At 70.6% G+C, this 16,576-nt stretch carries 18 protein-coding genes; 15 read left to right on the top strand and 3 right to left on the bottom strand.

Annotated elements, in window-relative coordinates; genetic code table 11:
- Positions 1-96 precede the first annotated feature (96 nt).
- Both ACZ4Z1_RS24375 and ACZ4Z1_RS24370 read left to right on the top strand, forming a co-directional pair.
- Positions 97-1,287, top strand: a complete 1,191-nt coding sequence (locus ACZ4Z1_RS24375; RefSeq protein WP_468488729.1) for a ferrochelatase — start codon at positions 97-99, stop codon at positions 1,285-1,287.
- Positions 1,288-1,479: 192 nt separating this feature from the next.
- Positions 1,480-2,280 carry an inositol monophosphatase family protein gene (locus ACZ4Z1_RS24370; protein WP_468488728.1) on the top strand — a complete coding sequence of 267 codons (801 nt, stop codon included), beginning with the start codon at positions 1,480-1,482 and terminating at the stop codon, positions 2,278-2,280.
- Positions 2,281-2,362: 82 nt separating this feature from the next.
- On the opposite strand, the gene ACZ4Z1_RS24365 is transcribed toward ACZ4Z1_RS24370, so the two are convergent.
- A complete protein-coding gene (locus tag ACZ4Z1_RS24365; RefSeq protein WP_398350310.1) occupies positions 2,363-2,536 on the bottom strand; it encodes a hypothetical protein in 174 nt (57 codons plus the stop codon).
- 362 nt (positions 2,537-2,898) lie between these two features.
- Between ACZ4Z1_RS24365 and ACZ4Z1_RS24360 the strand changes: the two genes are divergently transcribed.
- The 4 genes from ACZ4Z1_RS24360 (at position 2,899) to ACZ4Z1_RS24345 (ending at position 6,578) form a co-directional block, all read left to right on the top strand.
- On the top strand, positions 2,899-3,552 hold the full coding sequence (locus tag ACZ4Z1_RS24360; RefSeq protein ID WP_360133530.1) for a response regulator transcription factor: 654 nt from the start codon (positions 2,899-2,901) through the stop codon (positions 3,550-3,552).
- A gap of 5 nt (positions 3,553-3,557) precedes the next feature.
- Positions 3,558-4,859 (top strand): sensor histidine kinase, encoded by a 1,302-nt coding sequence (locus ACZ4Z1_RS24355; protein ID WP_468488727.1) that lies wholly within the window; start codon positions 3,558-3,560, stop codon positions 4,857-4,859.
- A gap of 546 nt (positions 4,860-5,405) precedes the next feature.
- On the top strand, positions 5,406-5,708 hold the full coding sequence (locus ACZ4Z1_RS24350; RefSeq protein ID WP_003982531.1) for a DUF4193 domain-containing protein: 303 nt from the start codon (positions 5,406-5,408) through the stop codon (positions 5,706-5,708).
- 15 nt (positions 5,709-5,723) lie between these two features.
- On the top strand, positions 5,724-6,578 hold the full coding sequence (locus ACZ4Z1_RS24345) for a hypothetical protein (RefSeq protein WP_468488726.1): 855 nt from the start codon (positions 5,724-5,726) through the stop codon (positions 6,576-6,578).
- Between the two features lie 149 nt (positions 6,579-6,727).
- On the opposite strand, the gene ACZ4Z1_RS24340 is transcribed toward ACZ4Z1_RS24345, so the two are convergent.
- Positions 6,728-7,171, bottom strand: a complete 444-nt coding sequence (locus ACZ4Z1_RS24340; RefSeq protein WP_468488725.1) for a DUF3093 domain-containing protein — start codon at positions 7,169-7,171, stop codon at positions 6,728-6,730.
- Positions 7,172-7,229: 58 nt separating this feature from the next.
- On the opposite strand from ACZ4Z1_RS24340, the gene ACZ4Z1_RS24335 reads away from it, so the two are divergent.
- From ACZ4Z1_RS24335 to kdpC, 7 genes are all read left to right on the top strand, one after another.
- Entirely contained in the window at positions 7,230-7,823 is a 594-nt protein-coding gene (locus tag ACZ4Z1_RS24335; protein ID WP_468488724.1) for a PaaI family thioesterase, read from the top strand.
- Positions 7,820-8,341, top strand: a complete 522-nt coding sequence (gene dut, locus ACZ4Z1_RS24330; protein ID WP_468488723.1) for a dUTP diphosphatase — start codon at positions 7,820-7,822, stop codon at positions 8,339-8,341. Before ACZ4Z1_RS24335 ends, dut begins: the two co-directional genes overlap by 4 nt.
- 1 nt (position 8,342) lies before the next feature.
- Positions 8,343-9,125, top strand: a complete 783-nt coding sequence (locus ACZ4Z1_RS24325; protein ID WP_468488722.1) for a DUF3710 domain-containing protein — start codon at positions 8,343-8,345, stop codon at positions 9,123-9,125.
- 313 nt (positions 9,126-9,438) lie between these two features.
- Positions 9,439-9,528: a K(+)-transporting ATPase subunit F gene (gene kdpF, locus ACZ4Z1_RS24320; protein ID WP_046925563.1), complete on the top strand. Its 90-nt coding sequence runs from the start codon at positions 9,439-9,441 to the stop codon at positions 9,526-9,528.
- An 8-nt stretch (positions 9,529-9,536) separates the two neighbouring features.
- On the top strand, positions 9,537-11,213 hold the full coding sequence (kdpA, locus tag ACZ4Z1_RS24315) for a potassium-transporting ATPase subunit KdpA (RefSeq protein ID WP_468488721.1): 1,677 nt from the start codon (positions 9,537-9,539) through the stop codon (positions 11,211-11,213).
- A gap of 41 nt (positions 11,214-11,254) precedes the next feature.
- Positions 11,255-13,369, top strand: coding sequence for a potassium-transporting ATPase subunit KdpB (gene kdpB, locus ACZ4Z1_RS24310; RefSeq protein ID WP_468488825.1), 2,115 nt, complete (start codon positions 11,255-11,257; stop codon positions 13,367-13,369).
- Between the two features lie 7 nt (positions 13,370-13,376).
- Complete coding sequence (kdpC, locus tag ACZ4Z1_RS24305; RefSeq protein WP_468488720.1) at positions 13,377-14,030, top strand: potassium-transporting ATPase subunit KdpC; 654 nt, start codon at positions 13,377-13,379, stop codon at positions 14,028-14,030.
- Positions 14,031-14,148: 118 nt separating this feature from the next.
- On the opposite strand, the gene ACZ4Z1_RS24300 is transcribed toward kdpC, so the two are convergent.
- Positions 14,149-14,688 (bottom strand): GNAT family N-acetyltransferase, encoded by a 540-nt coding sequence (locus ACZ4Z1_RS24300; RefSeq protein WP_468488719.1) that lies wholly within the window; start codon positions 14,686-14,688, stop codon positions 14,149-14,151.
- A gap of 870 nt (positions 14,689-15,558) precedes the next feature.
- On the opposite strand from ACZ4Z1_RS24300, the gene ACZ4Z1_RS24295 reads away from it, so the two are divergent.
- Complete coding sequence (locus tag ACZ4Z1_RS24295) at positions 15,559-15,918, top strand: hypothetical protein (RefSeq protein ID WP_468488718.1); 360 nt, start codon at positions 15,559-15,561, stop codon at positions 15,916-15,918.
- 55 nt (positions 15,919-15,973) lie between these two features.
- Positions 15,974-16,528 (top strand): RICIN domain-containing protein, encoded by a 555-nt coding sequence (locus ACZ4Z1_RS24290; protein WP_468488717.1) that lies wholly within the window; start codon positions 15,974-15,976, stop codon positions 16,526-16,528.
- Positions 16,529-16,576 lie beyond the last annotated feature (48 nt).

The following is a 16,576-nucleotide window of genomic DNA, read 5'->3' as shown; positions in this document are numbered from 1 at the left end:
GTAAGGCATGTCTGAGGCCGACACAGCTTACGCGTGCTGTCCGGGTGGCCGCCTCCGGTTTTCCGCCTGTCAGTGGCTGGTGGCAGGATCGAAGACATGCCCGAACAGTGCGATCCGCCCCTTCCGACCGCCGGGGGGACCCCCGGTCCCTACGACGCCCTGCTGCTGCTGTCCTTCGGCGGCCCCGAAGGCCCGGACGACGTCGTCCCCTTCCTGGAGAACGTCACCCGCGGCCGCGGCATCCCCCGCGAGCGCCTGAAGGAGGTCGGGCAGCACTACTTCCTGTTCGGCGGCGTCAGCCCGATCAACGCGCAGAACCGGGAGCTGCTGGACGCGCTGCGCAAGGACTTCGCCGAACACGGCCTGGACCTGCCGGTCTACTGGGGCAACCGCAACTGGGCGCCCTACCTGGTCGACACGCTGCGCGAGATGGTCCGCGACGGCCGCCGCCGCATCGCCGTCCTGGCCACCAGCGCCTACGCCTCGTACTCGGGCTGCCGCCAGTACCGCGAGAACCTGGCCGACGCGCTGGCCACCCTCCAAGCCGACGGCCTGCCGGTGCCCCAGGTGGACAAGCTCCGCCACTACTTCAACCATCCCGGCTTCGTGCGCCCGATGGTCGACGGCGTGCTCGCCTCCCTCGCCGAACTGCCCGCCGACGTCCGCGACCGCGCCCACATAGCCTTCACCACCCACTCCATCCCGACGGCGGCCGCCGACACCTCCGGCCGTCCGGAGGACCATACCGAGGGCGGCGAGGACGGTGAGGGCGGCGCGTACGTCGCCCAGCACCTGGACGTGGCCCGGGTGATCGCGGAAGCGGTCCGCGAGGAGACCGGCGTCGACCACCCGTGGCGGCTGGTCTACCAGTCCCGCAGCGGCGCCCCGCACATCCCCTGGCTGGAGCCGGACATCTGCGACCACCTCGAAGAGGTGCACGGCGCGGGCGTCCCCGCCGTCGTCATGGCCCCCATTGGCTTCGTCTCGGACCACATGGAGGTCAAGTACGACCTCGACACCGAAGCCACCGCCAAGGCCGCCGAACTGGGCCTGCCGGTCGCCCGCTCCGCCACCGTCGGCGCCGACCCGCGCTTCGCCGCGGCCGTCCGCGACCTGGTCCTGGAGCGCGCCGCCGCCGAGCGGGGCGGCGCCCCGGCGCGCTGTGCCCTCGGCGAGCTGGGGCCGAGCCACGACCTGTGCCCGGTCGGCTGCTGCCCGGCCCGCGCCCCGCGCCCGGCCGCCGCCGGCGCGGACTGGACGGGCCCGGTGGCGGAGGTCCAGGGGTAGGGCCCGGGTCCGTACGCAGACGACATACGGCGCCGCGCCGCGCCGCACGGCCGTCACCAGCGGCCGCCCCGCACGGCCGTCACCAGCGGCCGCCCCGCACGGCCGTCACCAGCGGCCGCCCCGCACGGCCGTCACCAGCGGCCGCCCCGCACGGCTGCCCATGAGCGGCCGCCCGTACGAGCAAGGAGCACCGTGTCCGATCCGCTGCAGGATGAACTTCTCGGCCTCGCCCTGGAGGCCGCCCGCCGCGCGGGCGAGCTGCTGCGCGACGGCCGCCCCGCCGACCTCGGTGTGGCCGCCACGAAGTCCAGCCCCATCGACGTCGTCACCGAGATGGACATCGCCAGCGAGAAGCTGATCACCGGCTTCCTCGCCGAGCACCGCCCCGCCGACGGCTTCCTGGGGGAGGAGGGCGCCAGCAGCGCGGGTAGCAGCGGGGTGCGCTGGGTCATCGACCCGGTCGACGGTACGGTCAACTACCTGTACGGACTGCCCTCCTGGGCCGTGTCCATCGCCGCGGAGAAGGACGGCGAGGCCGTCGTCGGGGTCGTCGCGGCGCCGATGCGCGGCGAGACGTACCACGCCGTCCTGGGCGGCGGCGCGTTCCGCAACGGGGAGCCGGTCCACTGCCGCCCCGCGCCGCCGCTGTCCCAGGCCCTGATCGGTACGGGCTTCGCCTACACCGCCGAGCGCCGCGCCGCCCAGGCCGAGGTGGTGCGCGCCCTGCTGCCGCAGGTCCGCGACATCCGGCGCGGCGGCTCGGCCGCGATCGACCTGTGCGACGTCGCCTGCGGCCGGCTCGACGGCTACTACGAGCGCGGGCTGAACCCGTGGGACATGGCGGCCGGCGCCCTGATCGCCCGCGAGGCCGGCGCGCCGACCGGCGGCCGCCCCGGCGAGCCCGCCTCGAACGAGCTGACCGTGGCCGCCTCGCCGGAGGTGTTCGCGACGCTTCAGCCCCTGCTGGAGGAGCTGGGCGCCTGGCACGACTGAGCGCCCGCCCCACGGGAACGCGACAGCGCCCCGGACCCTGCGCGGGTCCGGGGCGCTGCCGTCGTACGCGGCCGGGAGATGGTCAGGCGCTGGCTGCCGTGACCTGCACGCCGTGCTCGGCAGCGAGGCGCTGCAGGTCTTCCAGCTCGGCCTGCTCCACCTCGACGAGGAAGTCGTCGCCCGACTCGCGGGCCCGGTCCAGGTCGGCTTCGGTGTTCCGTATGCGCTGCAGAATGCCTGCGGTGAACGCGTCCATGGTGCGCCCCCTCGTCGTGGGTCGGTGGCACGGGGGTGTGCCGACGGGCGGGGCGATCACGGCGTGGTCCCTGCGAATGGATCGGAGCGCGGCATGGCGCCGTACAGGGCGTGATCGCGGATGTGCAGACGTCCTCCCCATGGGCAACCTCACGGAAACCTCAAGCAGCACGGGAATTCGAAAACCGCCCGGAAGGCGCCGTTCCGGGGCCGCGCCCCGACGCCCCGGGAGCCCGGGGACCGCGGCCACGGGACGGTGTCCACCCCTCTTACTGCCGGTTTACAGCTGTTCGGGGCAGGATGGAGGGGCTCCGATTGTGCCGTGCCCCGGAACTTCCAGGGCCGTGAGGAAGGATTTGCGACGTGCGTGTTCTCGTCGTCGAGGACGAGCAGCTGCTCGCCGATGCGGTGGCCACCGGGCTGCGCCGGGAGGCCATGGCCGTCGACGTGGTGTACGACGGCGCGGCCGCCCTGGAACGCATCGAGATCAACGATTACGACGTGGTGGTCCTGGACCGGGACCTCCCCCTGGTGCACGGCGACGACGTCTGCCGCAAGATCGTCGAGCTGGGGATGCCCACCCGCGTCCTGATGCTCACCGCCTCCGGTGACGTCAGCGACCGCGTCGAGGGCCTGGAGATCGGCGCCGACGACTACCTGCCCAAGCCGTTCGCCTTCTCCGAGCTGACCGCCCGCGTACGGGCCCTGGGACGCCGGACGACGGTCGCCCTGCCGCCCGTCCTGGAGCGGGCCGGCATCAAGCTGGACCCGAACCGCCGGGAGGTCTTCCGCGACGGCAAGGAGGTTCAGCTCGCGCCGAAGGAGTTCGCGGTGCTGGAGGTCCTGATGCGCAGCGAGGGCACGGTCGTCTCGGCCGAGCAGCTGCTGGAGAAGGCCTGGGACGAGAACACCGACCCCTTCACCAACGTCGTACGGGTCACGGTCATGACCCTGCGCCGCAAGCTGGGCGAGCCCGCGGTGATCGTCACGGTGCCGGGCTCCGGCTACCGGATCTGACGCCGATGCCCGCTTCGTCCAAGGCGCCCACCCCGCCGGCCGCCACCCCGCCCATGCCCACCTGGGATCCCAAACCGGTCAACGTCCGGCCCTTCCCCTGGCTGCGCCCCACCATCCGGATACGGCTCACGCTGCTGTACGGCGGCATGTTCCTGATGGCCGGCATCGTGCTGCTCACGATCATCTACATGCTGGCCGCCAACGCGCTCCAGGAAGGCAGCGAGCTGCCCGTCAAGATCCTCCGGGGCAACTTCGCGGCCACCAGCAACGTCTGCGACCTGCCCAGCCAGTCCTCCGGGGAGATCTTCACCCAGGCGATCCAGAGCTGCCTCCAGCACCAGCGGGCGCAGGCCCTGAACACCCTGCTCAACCGTTCCCTGCTGGCGCTGCTGGGCCTGACCGTCGTGGCGTTCGCCTTCGGGTACGCGATGGCGGGCCGGGTGCTGTCGCCGCTGGGCCGTATCACCCGTACCGCGCAGCGGGTGGCCGGTTCGGACCTGCACCGCCGCATCGAGCTGGGTGGTCCGGACGACGAGCTCAAGGAGCTGGCCGACACCTTTGACGAGATGCTCGACCGGCTGGACCGGGCTTTTGAGTCGCAGCGCCGTTTCGTGGCCAACGCCTCGCACGAGCTGCGCACACCGCTGGCGATCAACCGCACGCTGCTGGAGGTCCAGCTCGCCGATCCGGATGCTTCGCCGGAGCTGGCGCAGCTGGGCAAGACGCTGCTGGCGACCAATGAGCGCAGTGAGCAGCTGGTCGAGGGCCTGCTGCTGCTGGCCCGCAGCGAGAACAAGATCGTGGACAAGAAGCCGGTGGACCTGGCCGAGGTGGCCTCGCAGGCCGTCGACCAGGCCCGTGCCGAGGCGCAGGCCAAGGGTGTGGAGATCCGCGGCGTACGCCGGCAGGCGTTCGTCCAGGGCAACGGGGTGCTGCTGGAGCGCATCGCGCTCAATCTGGTGCAGAACGCGGTGCGCTACAACGTGCCGCAGGAGGGGCGGCGCGAAGCGCTTGCGGTGGAGGGTGGCGGTGGGCGACGGGAGGGCTGGGTGGAGGTCACCACCGAGCCGCAGCAGGGGTGTGCGGTGCTGGTGGTCTCCAACACCGGTCCGGCCGTCCCGGCCTATGAGGTGGAGAACCTCTTCGAGCCGTTCCGGCGCCTGCGTACGGAGCGGACCGGCAGCGACAAGGGCGTCGGCCTCGGCCTGTCCATCGTGCGGTCCGTGGTTCGCGCACACGACGGCAGCATCACGGCGACGCCCCGCGAGGGCGGCGGTCTGGAGATGCGGGTCGTCCTGCCGCTGTGAGGGCCGCAGGCAGGCTGGGAGCCACGGGACGAGGGGTACCGCCTCCGTCGTGGCTCCCGGCCCGTCCTGATGTCCTTTTTGACCCGGGACCCGACCTCTTGGCACTCTTGGTCGCCCTCCGCACGCCGACCACCCCGGCTTGACGTGACGGCGGGCGGCCATGGATCCTTCGCCGAGTTCGCTTTGCGCTGAATTCCTACGGTCCGCCCGGCGGCCCGTCCGTGTGTGATCCCTCACAGGCGCGAGATTCGAGCCACCCACTCTCCGTGATCGAAGGGGTCGGCGGAAGGCCGGGAAAATCCGGGTTTCCAGGGGCCTTGATCACGGGAAGTACACGTGATGGCGTGCGCGAGGTGCGACATTCGGACCGTGTACGGTCCTGATCGCCATCCAAACCGATCACCTCTTCAGGGGTGCGGTTGGGTGTCGATTGAGTAACAGACCTTGATGTGAGGCAAAATCTCCGCCTCAGGTCGGGCACAAGTCCGGCCTCTCACGCGTTACGTGCGCTGGAGACACCGCAGACACCCAGAGGGGGAGAGCGACATGGCTACGGATTACGACACCCCACGCAAGACAGATGACGACCTCAACGAGGACAGCATCGAGGAACTGAAGTCGCGGCGGAACGACAAGTCCGCCTCGGCCGTCGACGTCGACGAGTTCGAGCAGGCCGAGGGCCTGGAACTGCCCGGCGCCGACCTTTCCAACGAAGAGCTCGCCGTCCGGGTGCTGCCCAAGCAGCAGGACGAGTTCACGTGCATGAGCTGCTTCCTGGTCCACCACCGCAGCCAGCTGGCCGCCGAGGACAAGAACGGCCAGCCGATCTGCCGCGACTGCGCGGCCTGAGGACCGGTCGACGCCGTGGCAGGCGTGAACCCGTTCCGTAAGGGACGCAAGGGCGAGAAAGGCCCGGCGGCCGGCGCACGATCACGCGACGAAAACGCGCCCGTGCCCGCCGACCCGACCGCCCTGCCCCCGGAGCGGACGACCGGTGCACTGGAGGAGCGAGGCCGTGCGGCCTCGCTCGCGGCGGCTGTGGGCCGCGGCACCAGGAAGGGCCGCGCGGGCGCCCGCAAGGGCCTGGCGGCGGTCGCCGAGCGCATCATCGACAACGCCCCGCGGATCCCGGTCCGCGACCTGGCGACGTTGCGCCGGCAGTTCCCCGGACTGACCCCCGAGGAACTGGCCGACAAACTGGTCGCCGGTGGCGCGCGGGGCACCGCCACCGTGGGCGCGGGGGTGGGCGCGGCGGCGATGCTGCCGGTACCGCCCGCCATGCCGGCCGAGCTGGCCGCCGAGATCGTCGGAGTGGCCTCCGTGGAGATCAAGCTCATCGCCGAGCTCCACGAGGTCTACGGCCTGCGTCCGCCCGGCAACCTCAGGCAGCGCACCACCGCCTACCTGACGGCGTGGACCGAGGAACGCGGCATCGACGTCACCAAGCCCACGACGGTCAACGCGGCGCTGGGCGGCCAGATGAAGCGCGAACTGCGCCAGCAGATCATGAAGCGCACGCTGCGCAACCTGCCCAACCTGACACCGTTCATGGTCGGCGCCGCGGTCGGCGCGGTCATGAACCGGCGGGACACCAAGAAGCTCGCGGACAAGATCCGCAAGGACCTGCGCGCCAGACAGGTGCCGTGGGACGCCCTGCCGGACGCCGGTGCGCCGCCGGACACCGGTACGAGGCCGCGGCCGCCGGGGAGCGCCGCCTGAAGGCCCGACGAGGCGCCGAACGGCCGCCGGAGACCGGCTGACGCGCCCCGGGCCGCCGCAACGCCCCCGCGGCACCTCCAGGAAGGCCGCCAAGGCCGCTGTGCCGCCCGTCGGCGTCCGGTCCGCCCCCGCGACCCCTCCGGGACGCTTCAGGCCCGTACGGCCGTCAGCGCGGCCACCAGGCGCTCCGGGTCACGGGTCGAGAGATACGCGTACGGAGTCGGGTCCGCCGGGTCGGTGATCTCGATCCGCACCGCGGTCCGTACGTAGCTGCGCAGCAGCATGAAGGCGCGCGTGTCCGCCTTGTGCGTACGCCACGCCAACGCCTCCTCCGGGTCCAGCGGCTGTGCCTCGCCCAGCGCCGAGACCGGGATCCGGGCGTCGCCCGCGATCAGCGAGTCGCCCACCACGCGGATCCGCACCGAGCCGTACGAGCTGACCGCCACCGCGGACAGCGCCGCGCCGCCGATCAGCCCGCCGAGCATCGGCAGCGTCCCCAGCGGGAGCAGCATCAGGGCACAGGCCACGCCGATCAGGCCGGCGATCACCCACCAGGACCGGGGCGCGGTGAGGCGTTCTTCGTACGACTGCATGGCTCCAGCTTGGCACGGCGGCGCGGACCGGTTACGCGCGCGGGTAGGGTCTGCACTCGTGAGTGGAACCGACAAGGCCCCGACGCGGCTGACGCCACCGGCCGACGCCGTCGCCCCGGTGCGGCACCCCGACGCCCCCGCGCCCGGAGAACTCCTCGGCGCGCACTACGACCACTGCTTCGGCTGCGGCGCGGCACAGGCCCACGGCCTCCAGCTGCAGACCCGCGCCGAGGACGGCGTACGGGTGACCGCCGAGTTCACGGTCAAGGAGGCCCACCAGGGCGCGCCCGGCCTCGCACACGGAGGCGTGCTGGCCACTGCCCTGGACGAGACGCTGGGCTCGCTGAACTGGCTGCTCCGGGTGATCGCGGTGACCGGCCGCCTGGAGACCGACTTCCTGCGGCCCGTACCGGTCGGCACGGTGCTGCACCTGGACGCGGAGGTGACCGCCGTCCACGGCCGGAAGATCTACTCGACGGCGGTGGGCCGCATCGGCGGCCCCGAAGGCCCGGTCGCGGTGCGCGCCGACGCCGTCTTCGTCGAGGTCAAGGTCGACCACTTCATCGACAACGGACGGCCGGCCGAGATCCAGGCCGCCATGGCCGATCCGGACCAGGTCAGACGAGCTCGTGCTTTTGAGGTGAACCCGTGAGTCAGGTACGCAATCCGGTGGATGTGCTGATCCGGCGTCTGGACCCGGAGGTGCCGCTTCCCGCGTACGGTCACCCCGGTGACGCGGGCGCCGACCTGGTGACCACCCAGGCGGCGGAACTCGCGCCGGGGGAGCGGACGGTGCTCCCCACCGGAGTGTCCATCGCCCTGCCCGACGGGTACGCGGCGTTCGTGCACCCCCGCTCGGGCCTGGCGGCCCGGTGCGGAGTGGCGCTCGTGAATGCCCCCGGGACGGTGGATGCCGGGTACCGTGGGGAAATCAAGGTGATCGTGGTCAATCTGGACCCGCGCGAGAGCGTGCGGTTCGAGAGGTTCGACCGGATCGCCCAACTGGTCGTCCAGCAGGTCGAGAAGGTGCGCTTCCACGAGGTGGCGGAACTTCCCGGCTCGGCGCGGGCCGAGGGGGGATTCGGTTCCACCGGCGGTCATGCGGCGGTGGACGGCTCCACGGGTGGGAATGGATACGCATCGGTCGGTGCCGACCGGGAAGGACAGTGACGTGTTCGGTCGTCGCAAGAAGAACGAGGCTCCCGCAGAGTCGGCCCGGCCGGCGGAAGCAGCCGACGAGACGGCCTCGGACGAGACCTTTGCGGACGAGGGTGCCGGGTCCGGCGAGGACGAGCGGCGGGTGAACCTGCCCCCGGCCCCCCGTCCCGACGGCCCCTGGGACCTCTCCGAGGTCACGGACCCCGCCGAGGGGCGGGTGGACCTGGGCGGCATGTTCGTGCCGGGCGTCGAGGGCATGGAGCTGCGCGTGGAGGTCGCGGGGGACGCGATCGTCGCGGCGACCGTGGTCCTCCAGGACAGTGCCGTACAGCTCCAGGCGTTCGCCGCCCCCAAGAAGGAGGGCATCTGGGGCGAGGTCCGCGAGGAGATCGGCGCCGGGATCACCCAGCAGGGCGGCATCATCGACGAGGTCGAGGGCCCGCTGGGCTGGGAACTGCGCGCGCAGGTCCCCGTACAGCTCCCGGACGGCACCAACGGCGTCCAGGTCGTCCGCTTCGTCGGCGTCGACGGCCCGCGCTGGTTCCTGCGCGGCGTCATCTCCGGCCAGGGCGCGGTCCAGCCCGAGGCCGCCGGCATCCTGGAGCACATCTTCAAGGACACCGTGGTCGTCCGCGGCGAGGCCCCCATGGCCCCCCGCGACCCCATCGTCCTCAAGCTCCCCCAGGACGCCCAGATGGTCCCCGACGGCGTCCAGCAGGAGCCCGCGGAAACCTCCCGCTTCGGCGGCGGCGTGGAACGCCTCGAACGCGGCCCCGAAATCACCGAAATCCGCTGACGCGCGGCGCTCCCCCGGAGCGCCCGCGCGGCCGAAAATCCGCGTCCTGATGGGTCGCACCTTCTTTCGAGGGGTGCGGCCCATCGGTGTTTTTGCAGGTCAGGTCAGGGGGCGTATGAGAATCGTCAACGGGGTGCTAATGGCCGTAAGGGAGGCGTCAACGGTGGTCGGAAACGGTCAGGTTGGAGGTTTGCTCTAGGGGTCCGTTTCACCGAAACCACTAGGAGCACACGATGGCCGACGTGGCCTTCGTCGTCACCACGCTCGCGGTCTTCGCGCTGGTGGCCCTTGTCGCCAAGGGGGTGACGAGGCTGTGACCGTCGAGAACATCGTCGGACTGATCGTCGCCGTCGCCCTGCTCGGCTACCTGGTCCTCGCCCTCGTCTTCCCGGAGAGGTTCTGAGCGTCCCGATGAGCCCCATCCTGGCCGGCGTGCTCCAGCTCACCGCGCTCGTCGCGGCGCTCGCCCTGGCGTACCGTCCCCTCGGCGACCACATGGCCGCCATGTACAGCTCGCGCAAGCACCTGCGCGTCGAGAAGGTGATCTACCGCTGCATCGGCGCCGACCCGGACGCGCAGATGCGCTGGCCCGCCTATCTGCGCGGCGTCCTCGCCTTCTCCGTGGCCGGCGTGCTCTTCCTCTACCTGCTGCAGCGCCTGCAGGGCGGCCTGCCGCTGTCGCTCGGTTTCGCGTCGATCAGTCCGGACCAGGCGTTCAACACGGCGGCGTCGTTCGTCGCGAACACCAACTGGCAGTCGTACAGCGGTGAGCAGGCCATGGGCCACGTCGTGCAGACGGCCGGCCTGGCGGTGCAGAACTTCGTCTCGGCCGCGACGGGCATGGCGGTGGCCATCGCCCTCGTACGCGGTTTCTCCCGGACCCGTACCGGCGACCTGGGCAACTTCTGGGCCGACCTGGTGCGCGGCACCGTGCGCATCCTGATACCGATCGCCGTCATCGGCGCGCTCGTGCTGGTCGCGTGCGGTGCGATCCAGAACTTCTCCGGCATCCACGGGCTCGGGCAGTTCATGGGCGGCACCCAGCAGACCAACGGTGGCGCGGTCGCCTCCCAGGAGGTCATCAAGGAGCTGGGCACCAACGGCGGCGGCTACTTCAACGCCAACTCGGCCCACCCCTTCGAGAACCCGAACGGCTTCACCAACCTCTTCGAGGTCTTCCTCATCCTGGTCATCCCGCTCGCGCTGACCCGTACCTTCGGCCGGCTCGTCGGCAACGTACGGCAGGGCTACGCGATCCTCGCCACGATGGGGATCATCTGGCTCGGCTTCACCGCCCTGATGATGTGGACCGAGTTCGCGCACGGCGGTCCGGCGCTGCAGGCGGCCGGCGGAGCGATGGAGGGTAAGGAGAACCGCTTCGGCATCGGCGGTTCGTCGATCTTCTCGGTCGCCACCACGCTCACCTCGACCGGCGCCGTGGATGCCTTCCACGACTCCTTCACGGCCTTCGGCGGCGGCATCCAGCTGCTGGGCATGATGCTGGGCGAGATCGCCCCCGGCGGCGTCGGATCCGGCCTGTACGGCATGCTCGTGATGGCCGTGATCGCGGTGTTCATCGCCGGCCTGATGGTGGGCCGTACGCCCGAGTACCTGGGCAAGAAGATCGGCACCCGCGAGATCAAGCTCGCGGCCTGCTACATCCTCGTCACCCCGACCCTCGTGCTCGGCTTCACCGCCGTCTCGATGGTGCTGCCGGACGCGCTGGGCTCGATGCTCAACACCAAGGCGCTGGGCGCCGGTTCGCACGGCTTCTCCGAGGTGCTGTACGCGTTCACCTCCGGCGCCAACAACAACGGCTCGGCCTTCGGCGGCCTGAACGCGAACACCCCCTGGTACAACACCACGATCGGGCTGGCGATGCTGCTCGGCCGCTTCCTGCCGATGGTGTTCGTCCTCGCCCTGGCCGGCTCGCTCGCCGAGCAGCAGCCGGTCCCGGAGACGGCGGGCACGCTCCGTACCGAGAAGCCGCTCTTCGCGGGGCTGCTGGTCGGCACGATCCTGATCATCACCGGCCTGACGTACTTCCCGGCACTGGCCCTCGGCCCGATCGCGGAAGGGCTGTCATGAGCACCGACGTCAACAACGCACAGCAAGAGGAGCACCGCTCCATGTCCACCGCAACCCCGACCCGCGCGCCCCATCAGGACGTACCGAGCGGGCACGCGCCGGACGGCGGCGGCCGTGTCGGTGGCGGTCTCTTCGACCCCAAGCAGCTGGTCAAGTCGCTGCCGGACGCGCTGCGCAAGCTGGACCCCCGGGTGATGATCAAGTCCCCGGTGATGTTCGTGGTCGAGGTCGGTTCGGTTTTGACCACCTGCTTCGCCGTCGCGTCCCCTTCGGACTGGTTCGGCTGGGCCATCGCCGTCTGGCTCTGGCTCACCGTGATCTTCGCCAACCTGGCGGAGGCGGTCGCCGAGGGCCGCGGCAAGGCCCAGGCGGACACGCTGCGCAAGGCCAAGACGGACACCGTGGCGCGGCGGCTGGAGGGCGGTACGGAGACCCGCGTCCCCGGCACCGACCTGCGCATCGGCGACCTCGTCGTCTGCGAGGCCGGTGACATCATCCCGGGCGACGGCGACGTGGTCGAAGGCGTCGCGTCGGTCGACGAGTCCGCCATCACGGGCGAGTCGGCCCCGGTCATCCGCGAGTCCGGCGGTGACCGGTCCGCGGTCACCGGCGGTACGAAGGTGCTCTCCGACCGCATCGTCGTCAAGATCACCACCAAGCCCGGCGAGACCTTCATCGACCGGATGATCAACCTGGTCGAGGGCGCCGCCCGGCAGAAGACGCCGAACGAGATCGCGCTGAACATCCTGCTCGCCTCGCTCACCATCGTCTTCCTGCTGGCCGTGGTCACCCTCCAGCCGTTCGCGATCTACGCGGGCGCCGAGCAGCCCATGATCGTACTGCTGGCGCTGCTGGTCTGCCTGATCCCGACGACGATCGGCGCGCTGCTGTCGGCCATCGGCATCGCGGGCATGGACCGCCTGGTCCAGCGCAACGTGCTGGCGATGTCCGGGCGCGCGGTCGAGGCCGCCGGCGACGTCTCCACGCTGCTGCTGGACAAGACCGGCACCATCACCCTGGGCAACCGCCAGGCCGCCGAGTTCGTGCCCGTCAAGGGCGTGACCGAGGCCGAGGTCGCGGACGCCGCCCAGCTGTCCTCGCTCGCCGACGAGACCCCCGAGGGCCGCTCGATCGTCGTCCTGGCCAAGGAGAAGTACGGGCTGCGCGAGCGTCACCAGGGTGAGCTGGCCGACGCCGAGTGGGTGCCGTTCACCGCCCAGACCCGCATGTCGGGCGTGGACGTGACCGAGGACGGCTCCGTGCGCAAGGTCCGCAAGGGCGCGACCGGTTCGGTCATCGCCTGGGTCGAGGAGCAGGGCGGCACCGTCCCCGACGACGCAGACCGGCTGGCCAACGCCATCTCCGAGGCCGGCGGCACGCCGCTGCTGGTCGCCCTGGAGGACGCGCGGGGCGCCCGTGTGCTCGGCGTCATCCACCTCAAGGACGTCGTCAAGGACGGCATGCGCGAGCGTTTCGTCGAGCTGCGCAAGATGGGCATCAAGACCGTCATGATCACGGGCGACAACCCGCTGACGGCCAAGGCCATCGCCGACGAGGCGGGCGTGGACGACTTCCTCGCGGAGGCCACCCCCGAGGACAAGATGGCGCTGATCAAGCGCGAGCAGGCGGGCGGCAAGCTGGTCGCCATGACCGGCGACGGCACCAACGACGCGCCGGCCCTGGCCCAGGCGGACGTCGGCGTGGCCATGAACACCGGTACCTCGGCCGCCAAGGAGGCCGGGAACATGGTGGACCTGGACTCCAATCCGACCAAGCTCATCGAGATCGTCGAGATCGGCAAGCAACTGCTGATCACCCGGGGCGCGCTGACCACTTTCTCGATCGCCAACGACGTCGCGAAGTACTTCGCGATCATCCCGGCGATGTTCGCGGTGGCCTACCCGGGCCTGGACACCCTCAACATCATGCGGCTGCACAGCTCGCAGTCCGCGATCCTGTCCGCGATCATCTTCAACGCACTGATCATCGTCGCGCTGGTACCGCTGGCCCTCAAGGGCGTGCGCTACCGCCCGGTGAGCGCGGACCGGATGCTCCGCCGCAACCTCGGCATCTACGGACTGGGCGGCCTGGTCGCCCCCTTCGTCGGCATCAAACTCATCGACCTGCTCATCTCTGCGATCCCCGGGATCGGGTGACTTCCTCATGAACAACTCGGTACGCAACACCGCCCGCCTCCTCGGCGCCGGACTGCGCGCCCTGCTCGCCCTGACCGTGGTCTGCGGCGTGCTCTACCCCCTGGTCGTCACCGGCGTCGCCCAGGCAGCCTTCCACGACAAGGCCAACGGCTCCGAGGTACGGCAGAACGGCAAGGTGGTCGGCTCCGAACTCCTCGGCCAGCGCTACGACAAGGGCACGGACAAGGACGGCAACCCGGTGCCGGACCTGCGGTACTTCCAGCCGCGCCCGTCCGCCGGCCTGGGCAGCAACCGGACCAACGGCGTCAACCCGCAGTACGACCTCCAGGTCTCCGGCGCCACCAACCAGGGCGCCACCAACACCGACCTGATCGCCGCGGTCGAGGAACGCAAGAAGTGGGTCGCCGAAACCTACGGCGTCCCCCAGTCCGAGGTCCCGGCCGACGCCGTCACCTCCTCCGGCTCCGGCCTCGACCCCGACATCTCCCCGGCGTACGCGAAACTCCAGACCGCCCGGGTGGCGAAGGAGAACCACCTGGACCGCGCCAAGGTCGAACGCCTGGTGGAGGACACCACGGAGGGGCGGGTGCTGGGGTTCATGGGGGAGCCCCGGGTGAATGTGCTGAAGCTGAACATGGGGCTGCGGGAGCTGACCAAGTAATCAGGCCCGGCGCTGGCACACGGCCGGGGCCCGAGCGACCGGCCCGCCCGTACGGAACGGGCGGGCCGTCGCCGTTTCCGGCCACGCTCCCCGGCACTGGACCGGACCGGAGAGGCGGCTACCAGACGTCCCCGCTCCGCCAGTCGCACGCCAGTTGCCCCGTGAGGTCCAGCGGGGCGTCGCCCGGAAGGACGTAGATGGCGCCGTCCTCCTCCGTGGTGAGGTGCAGGCCGGTCGGGCTGAGGGTGGCGGACGGACCCCGCCAGAGCCGCCAGCCGCGGGCGGCGTAGAAGTCGGCGGCGGTGTCGGAGGCGCTGAGGGCGCCCAGGTCGTAGGTGCTGCGTACGACCTGTTCGAGGGCTGTCATCATGGCGGCGCCGTGGCCCCGGCCGCGCCGGTCCGCGCGGACGCCGACGCCTTCCACGTAGCCGCACCGCAGGGGCCGGCCGGCGTGCAGCATCTGGCGCTGTACGACGGAGGCGTGGCCGATCAGCTCGTCGCCCTCCCAGACCAGGGCGTGCACGCCGCCCAGCGCGTGGTCCCAGTCCTCCTCGGTCAAGTCGCCCTCGAAGACGTCGTGGAGGAGCGCCTTGGCCGCGACGCGGGTACGGGCGTCGAGTTCCGCGGTGTGGGTGAGGTGGGTGTGTGTGTCGGTCATGGCTGCCATGATCGTGGAGTTGGCGGGGGAGTGCCGTCAGGGCAGCGGTCGGGCGGCCCGGGGCGCGTTGTCATGTACTGCTCCGCGGTGTGGTTCGAACGGAACCGCCTGGTACTGCGACAGCAGGAACGGGCTCCCGGCTCATTCGTCTCGGCCTCGTCGAGATACCGGGTGTGGATTTCTTGGCGATCCCGGGAGAGAGTGGCGATTGGGCAACGGGGGACTTGCCCAGGTATTTCTGAGTGCCGCGGGGAGAGCGCGTCGGGGCAGGCGCTCGGCCATGGCTCGGGATTGTCGGCTCGATCCGGCCGCTACGGCGACACGTTCGCGGTGGTGCCCCCGCTGTCACTGTGTGTACGTTGCGTCGCAGATGCAAAGGCGTCCGATGTCGGGCGCCCATCGGCAGCGTCACATCCGGCACAGCGGGGATGATTCGCTCTGCTCGTACCGGTTCCGTGCAGTGTTGAAGGGGACGCGCGAAGGTTCCGGTCGGCACTGGGCGGGTCGTCGTCCGGATCGGCTGTCGCTCCTGCGAATGCCTCCGCCTCGCTGGCGGTTCCGTGTGCTGTCCGTACACCACTTGCCAGAAAAGGGCTGCCTTTTGGGAGTGTAAGGCACCGGCACTCGACCGTCCTGACCGGCATGCATGAGTCGCATCCTCATCACAGCGGCAGCACCGGAATATAACGATGCGGTGAAGGAATGTGCTGGCGACAGATCAAGCCCGGCTCGTACCGAGTTGACGGCTACCTGCCGGATCGTTAAGACTTCACGACTTATCCATCTCGTGCATATTTGGGTTGCCCGTACGGGGGGCTAGAGGGGTTCCTGCACACCGAAATGAGCACAGACGACAGCACCTTCGCGTGTATGAGGACGGTCAGCACGCGCGGAATCGACACGGCCTCCGCCCCGGGACTGTCAGTCGGTGCCGAGATCAGCGACGAGCAGCGGACCGACGCCGCGTCCCTCTCGCACCCCGACCCGAGCGCGGACGTCCTCCTGCTCAGTGGCCATGACTTCGTACGCGAACTGATCCGCCTCGCCCCCGCTGACGCTCACGGGATGGAGCTGTTCGAGGCCGCCCGGGGGCCGGGAACAGTTGTGTCCCGGCGGACCGGTGGTCATTCCGCACTGCGCGGCCGGTACACCCGCCGGACCAGCCGCGTCACCGCCAAGGACTTCGCCCGCGACGCGACGTGGAAGATCTCCACCCCGCTCGCCCGCTGACCACTGCCGCTGAACCCACCCACGTCACTGACTGAGGAAGAAGATGAACCCCACCATGTCTCGGAGCATCCGAGCCACGCTGGCCATCGCCGGCAGCGTCGCCGCGCTGGCCGGCGGCGTGACCACCGCCCACGCAGACCAGGCCACGCCCCGCGCCGCCGCCTCCGCGCCCACCTTCGTGCAGCTGCAGGCCGCGCACAGCGGCAAGTGCCTCACCATCGACAAGGGCAGCTTTGCCAACGGCGCCAACGCGGTGCAGCAGACCTGCGCCGACGACCTGGACAACCAGGTCTTCGAGCTGGTGCCCACCGGGTCGGCCAGCTTCGAGGTGCGGGCCCGTCACAGTGGCAAGTGCCTCGAAGTGGAGAACAGCGGCCAACAGCCCGGTGCCAACGTCCAGCAGTGGTGGTGCACCGGAAATCCCCAGATGCTCTGGGAGATGAACATGGTCGACATGGCCAAGGAACTCTACGAACTGCGCCCCACGCACGTTTCTGACCGCTGCCTGGACATCGACCACGCCAAGACGAACGACGGCGCGAACGCACAGCAGTACACCTGCAATGGGACCAACGCCCAGCGGTGGCGCATCCTGCCGGTAAAGGCCTGAAGGCCCCACCCGGTATTCCTGAAACGCGCAGAGCCGGTCGCCTCGGAA

This window comes from Streptomyces sp. NPDC030165 (assembly GCF_055573595.1).
This window is presented reverse-complemented; position numbering and strand designations above follow the sequence as displayed.

What these genes read in the sequence shown, in the direction of transcription:
- kdpB (WP_468488825.1), top strand. Translation starts at nt 11,255, where the DNA reads ATGTCCACCGCAACCCCGACCCGCGCGCCCCATCAGGACGTACCGAGC.
- kdpC (WP_468488720.1), top strand. Translation starts at nt 13,377, where the DNA reads ATGAACAACTCGGTACGCAACACCGCCCGCCTCCTCGGCGCCGGACTG.
- ACZ4Z1_RS24290 (WP_468488717.1), top strand. Translation starts at nt 15,974, where the DNA reads ATGTCTCGGAGCATCCGAGCCACGCTGGCCATCGCCGGCAGCGTCGCC.
- ACZ4Z1_RS24375 (WP_468488729.1), top strand. Translation starts at nt 97, where the DNA reads ATGCCCGAACAGTGCGATCCGCCCCTTCCGACCGCCGGGGGGACCCCC.
- ACZ4Z1_RS24295 (WP_468488718.1), top strand. Translation starts at nt 15,559, where the DNA reads ATGAGGACGGTCAGCACGCGCGGAATCGACACGGCCTCCGCCCCGGGA.
- ACZ4Z1_RS24340 (WP_468488725.1), bottom strand. Translation starts at nt 7,171, where the DNA reads ATGCAGTCGTACGAAGAACGCCTCACCGCGCCCCGGTCCTGGTGGGTG.
- ACZ4Z1_RS24300 (WP_468488719.1), bottom strand. Translation starts at nt 14,688, where the DNA reads ATGACCGACACACACACCCACCTCACCCACACCGCGGAACTCGACGCC.
- ACZ4Z1_RS24365 (WP_398350310.1), bottom strand. Translation starts at nt 2,536, where the DNA reads ATGGACGCGTTCACCGCAGGCATTCTGCAGCGCATACGGAACACCGAA.
- ACZ4Z1_RS24350 (WP_003982531.1), top strand. Translation starts at nt 5,406, where the DNA reads ATGGCTACGGATTACGACACCCCACGCAAGACAGATGACGACCTCAAC.
- ACZ4Z1_RS24355 (WP_468488727.1), top strand. Translation starts at nt 3,558, where the DNA reads ATGCCCGCTTCGTCCAAGGCGCCCACCCCGCCGGCCGCCACCCCGCCC.
- kdpA (WP_468488721.1), top strand. Translation starts at nt 9,537, where the DNA reads ATGAGCCCCATCCTGGCCGGCGTGCTCCAGCTCACCGCGCTCGTCGCG.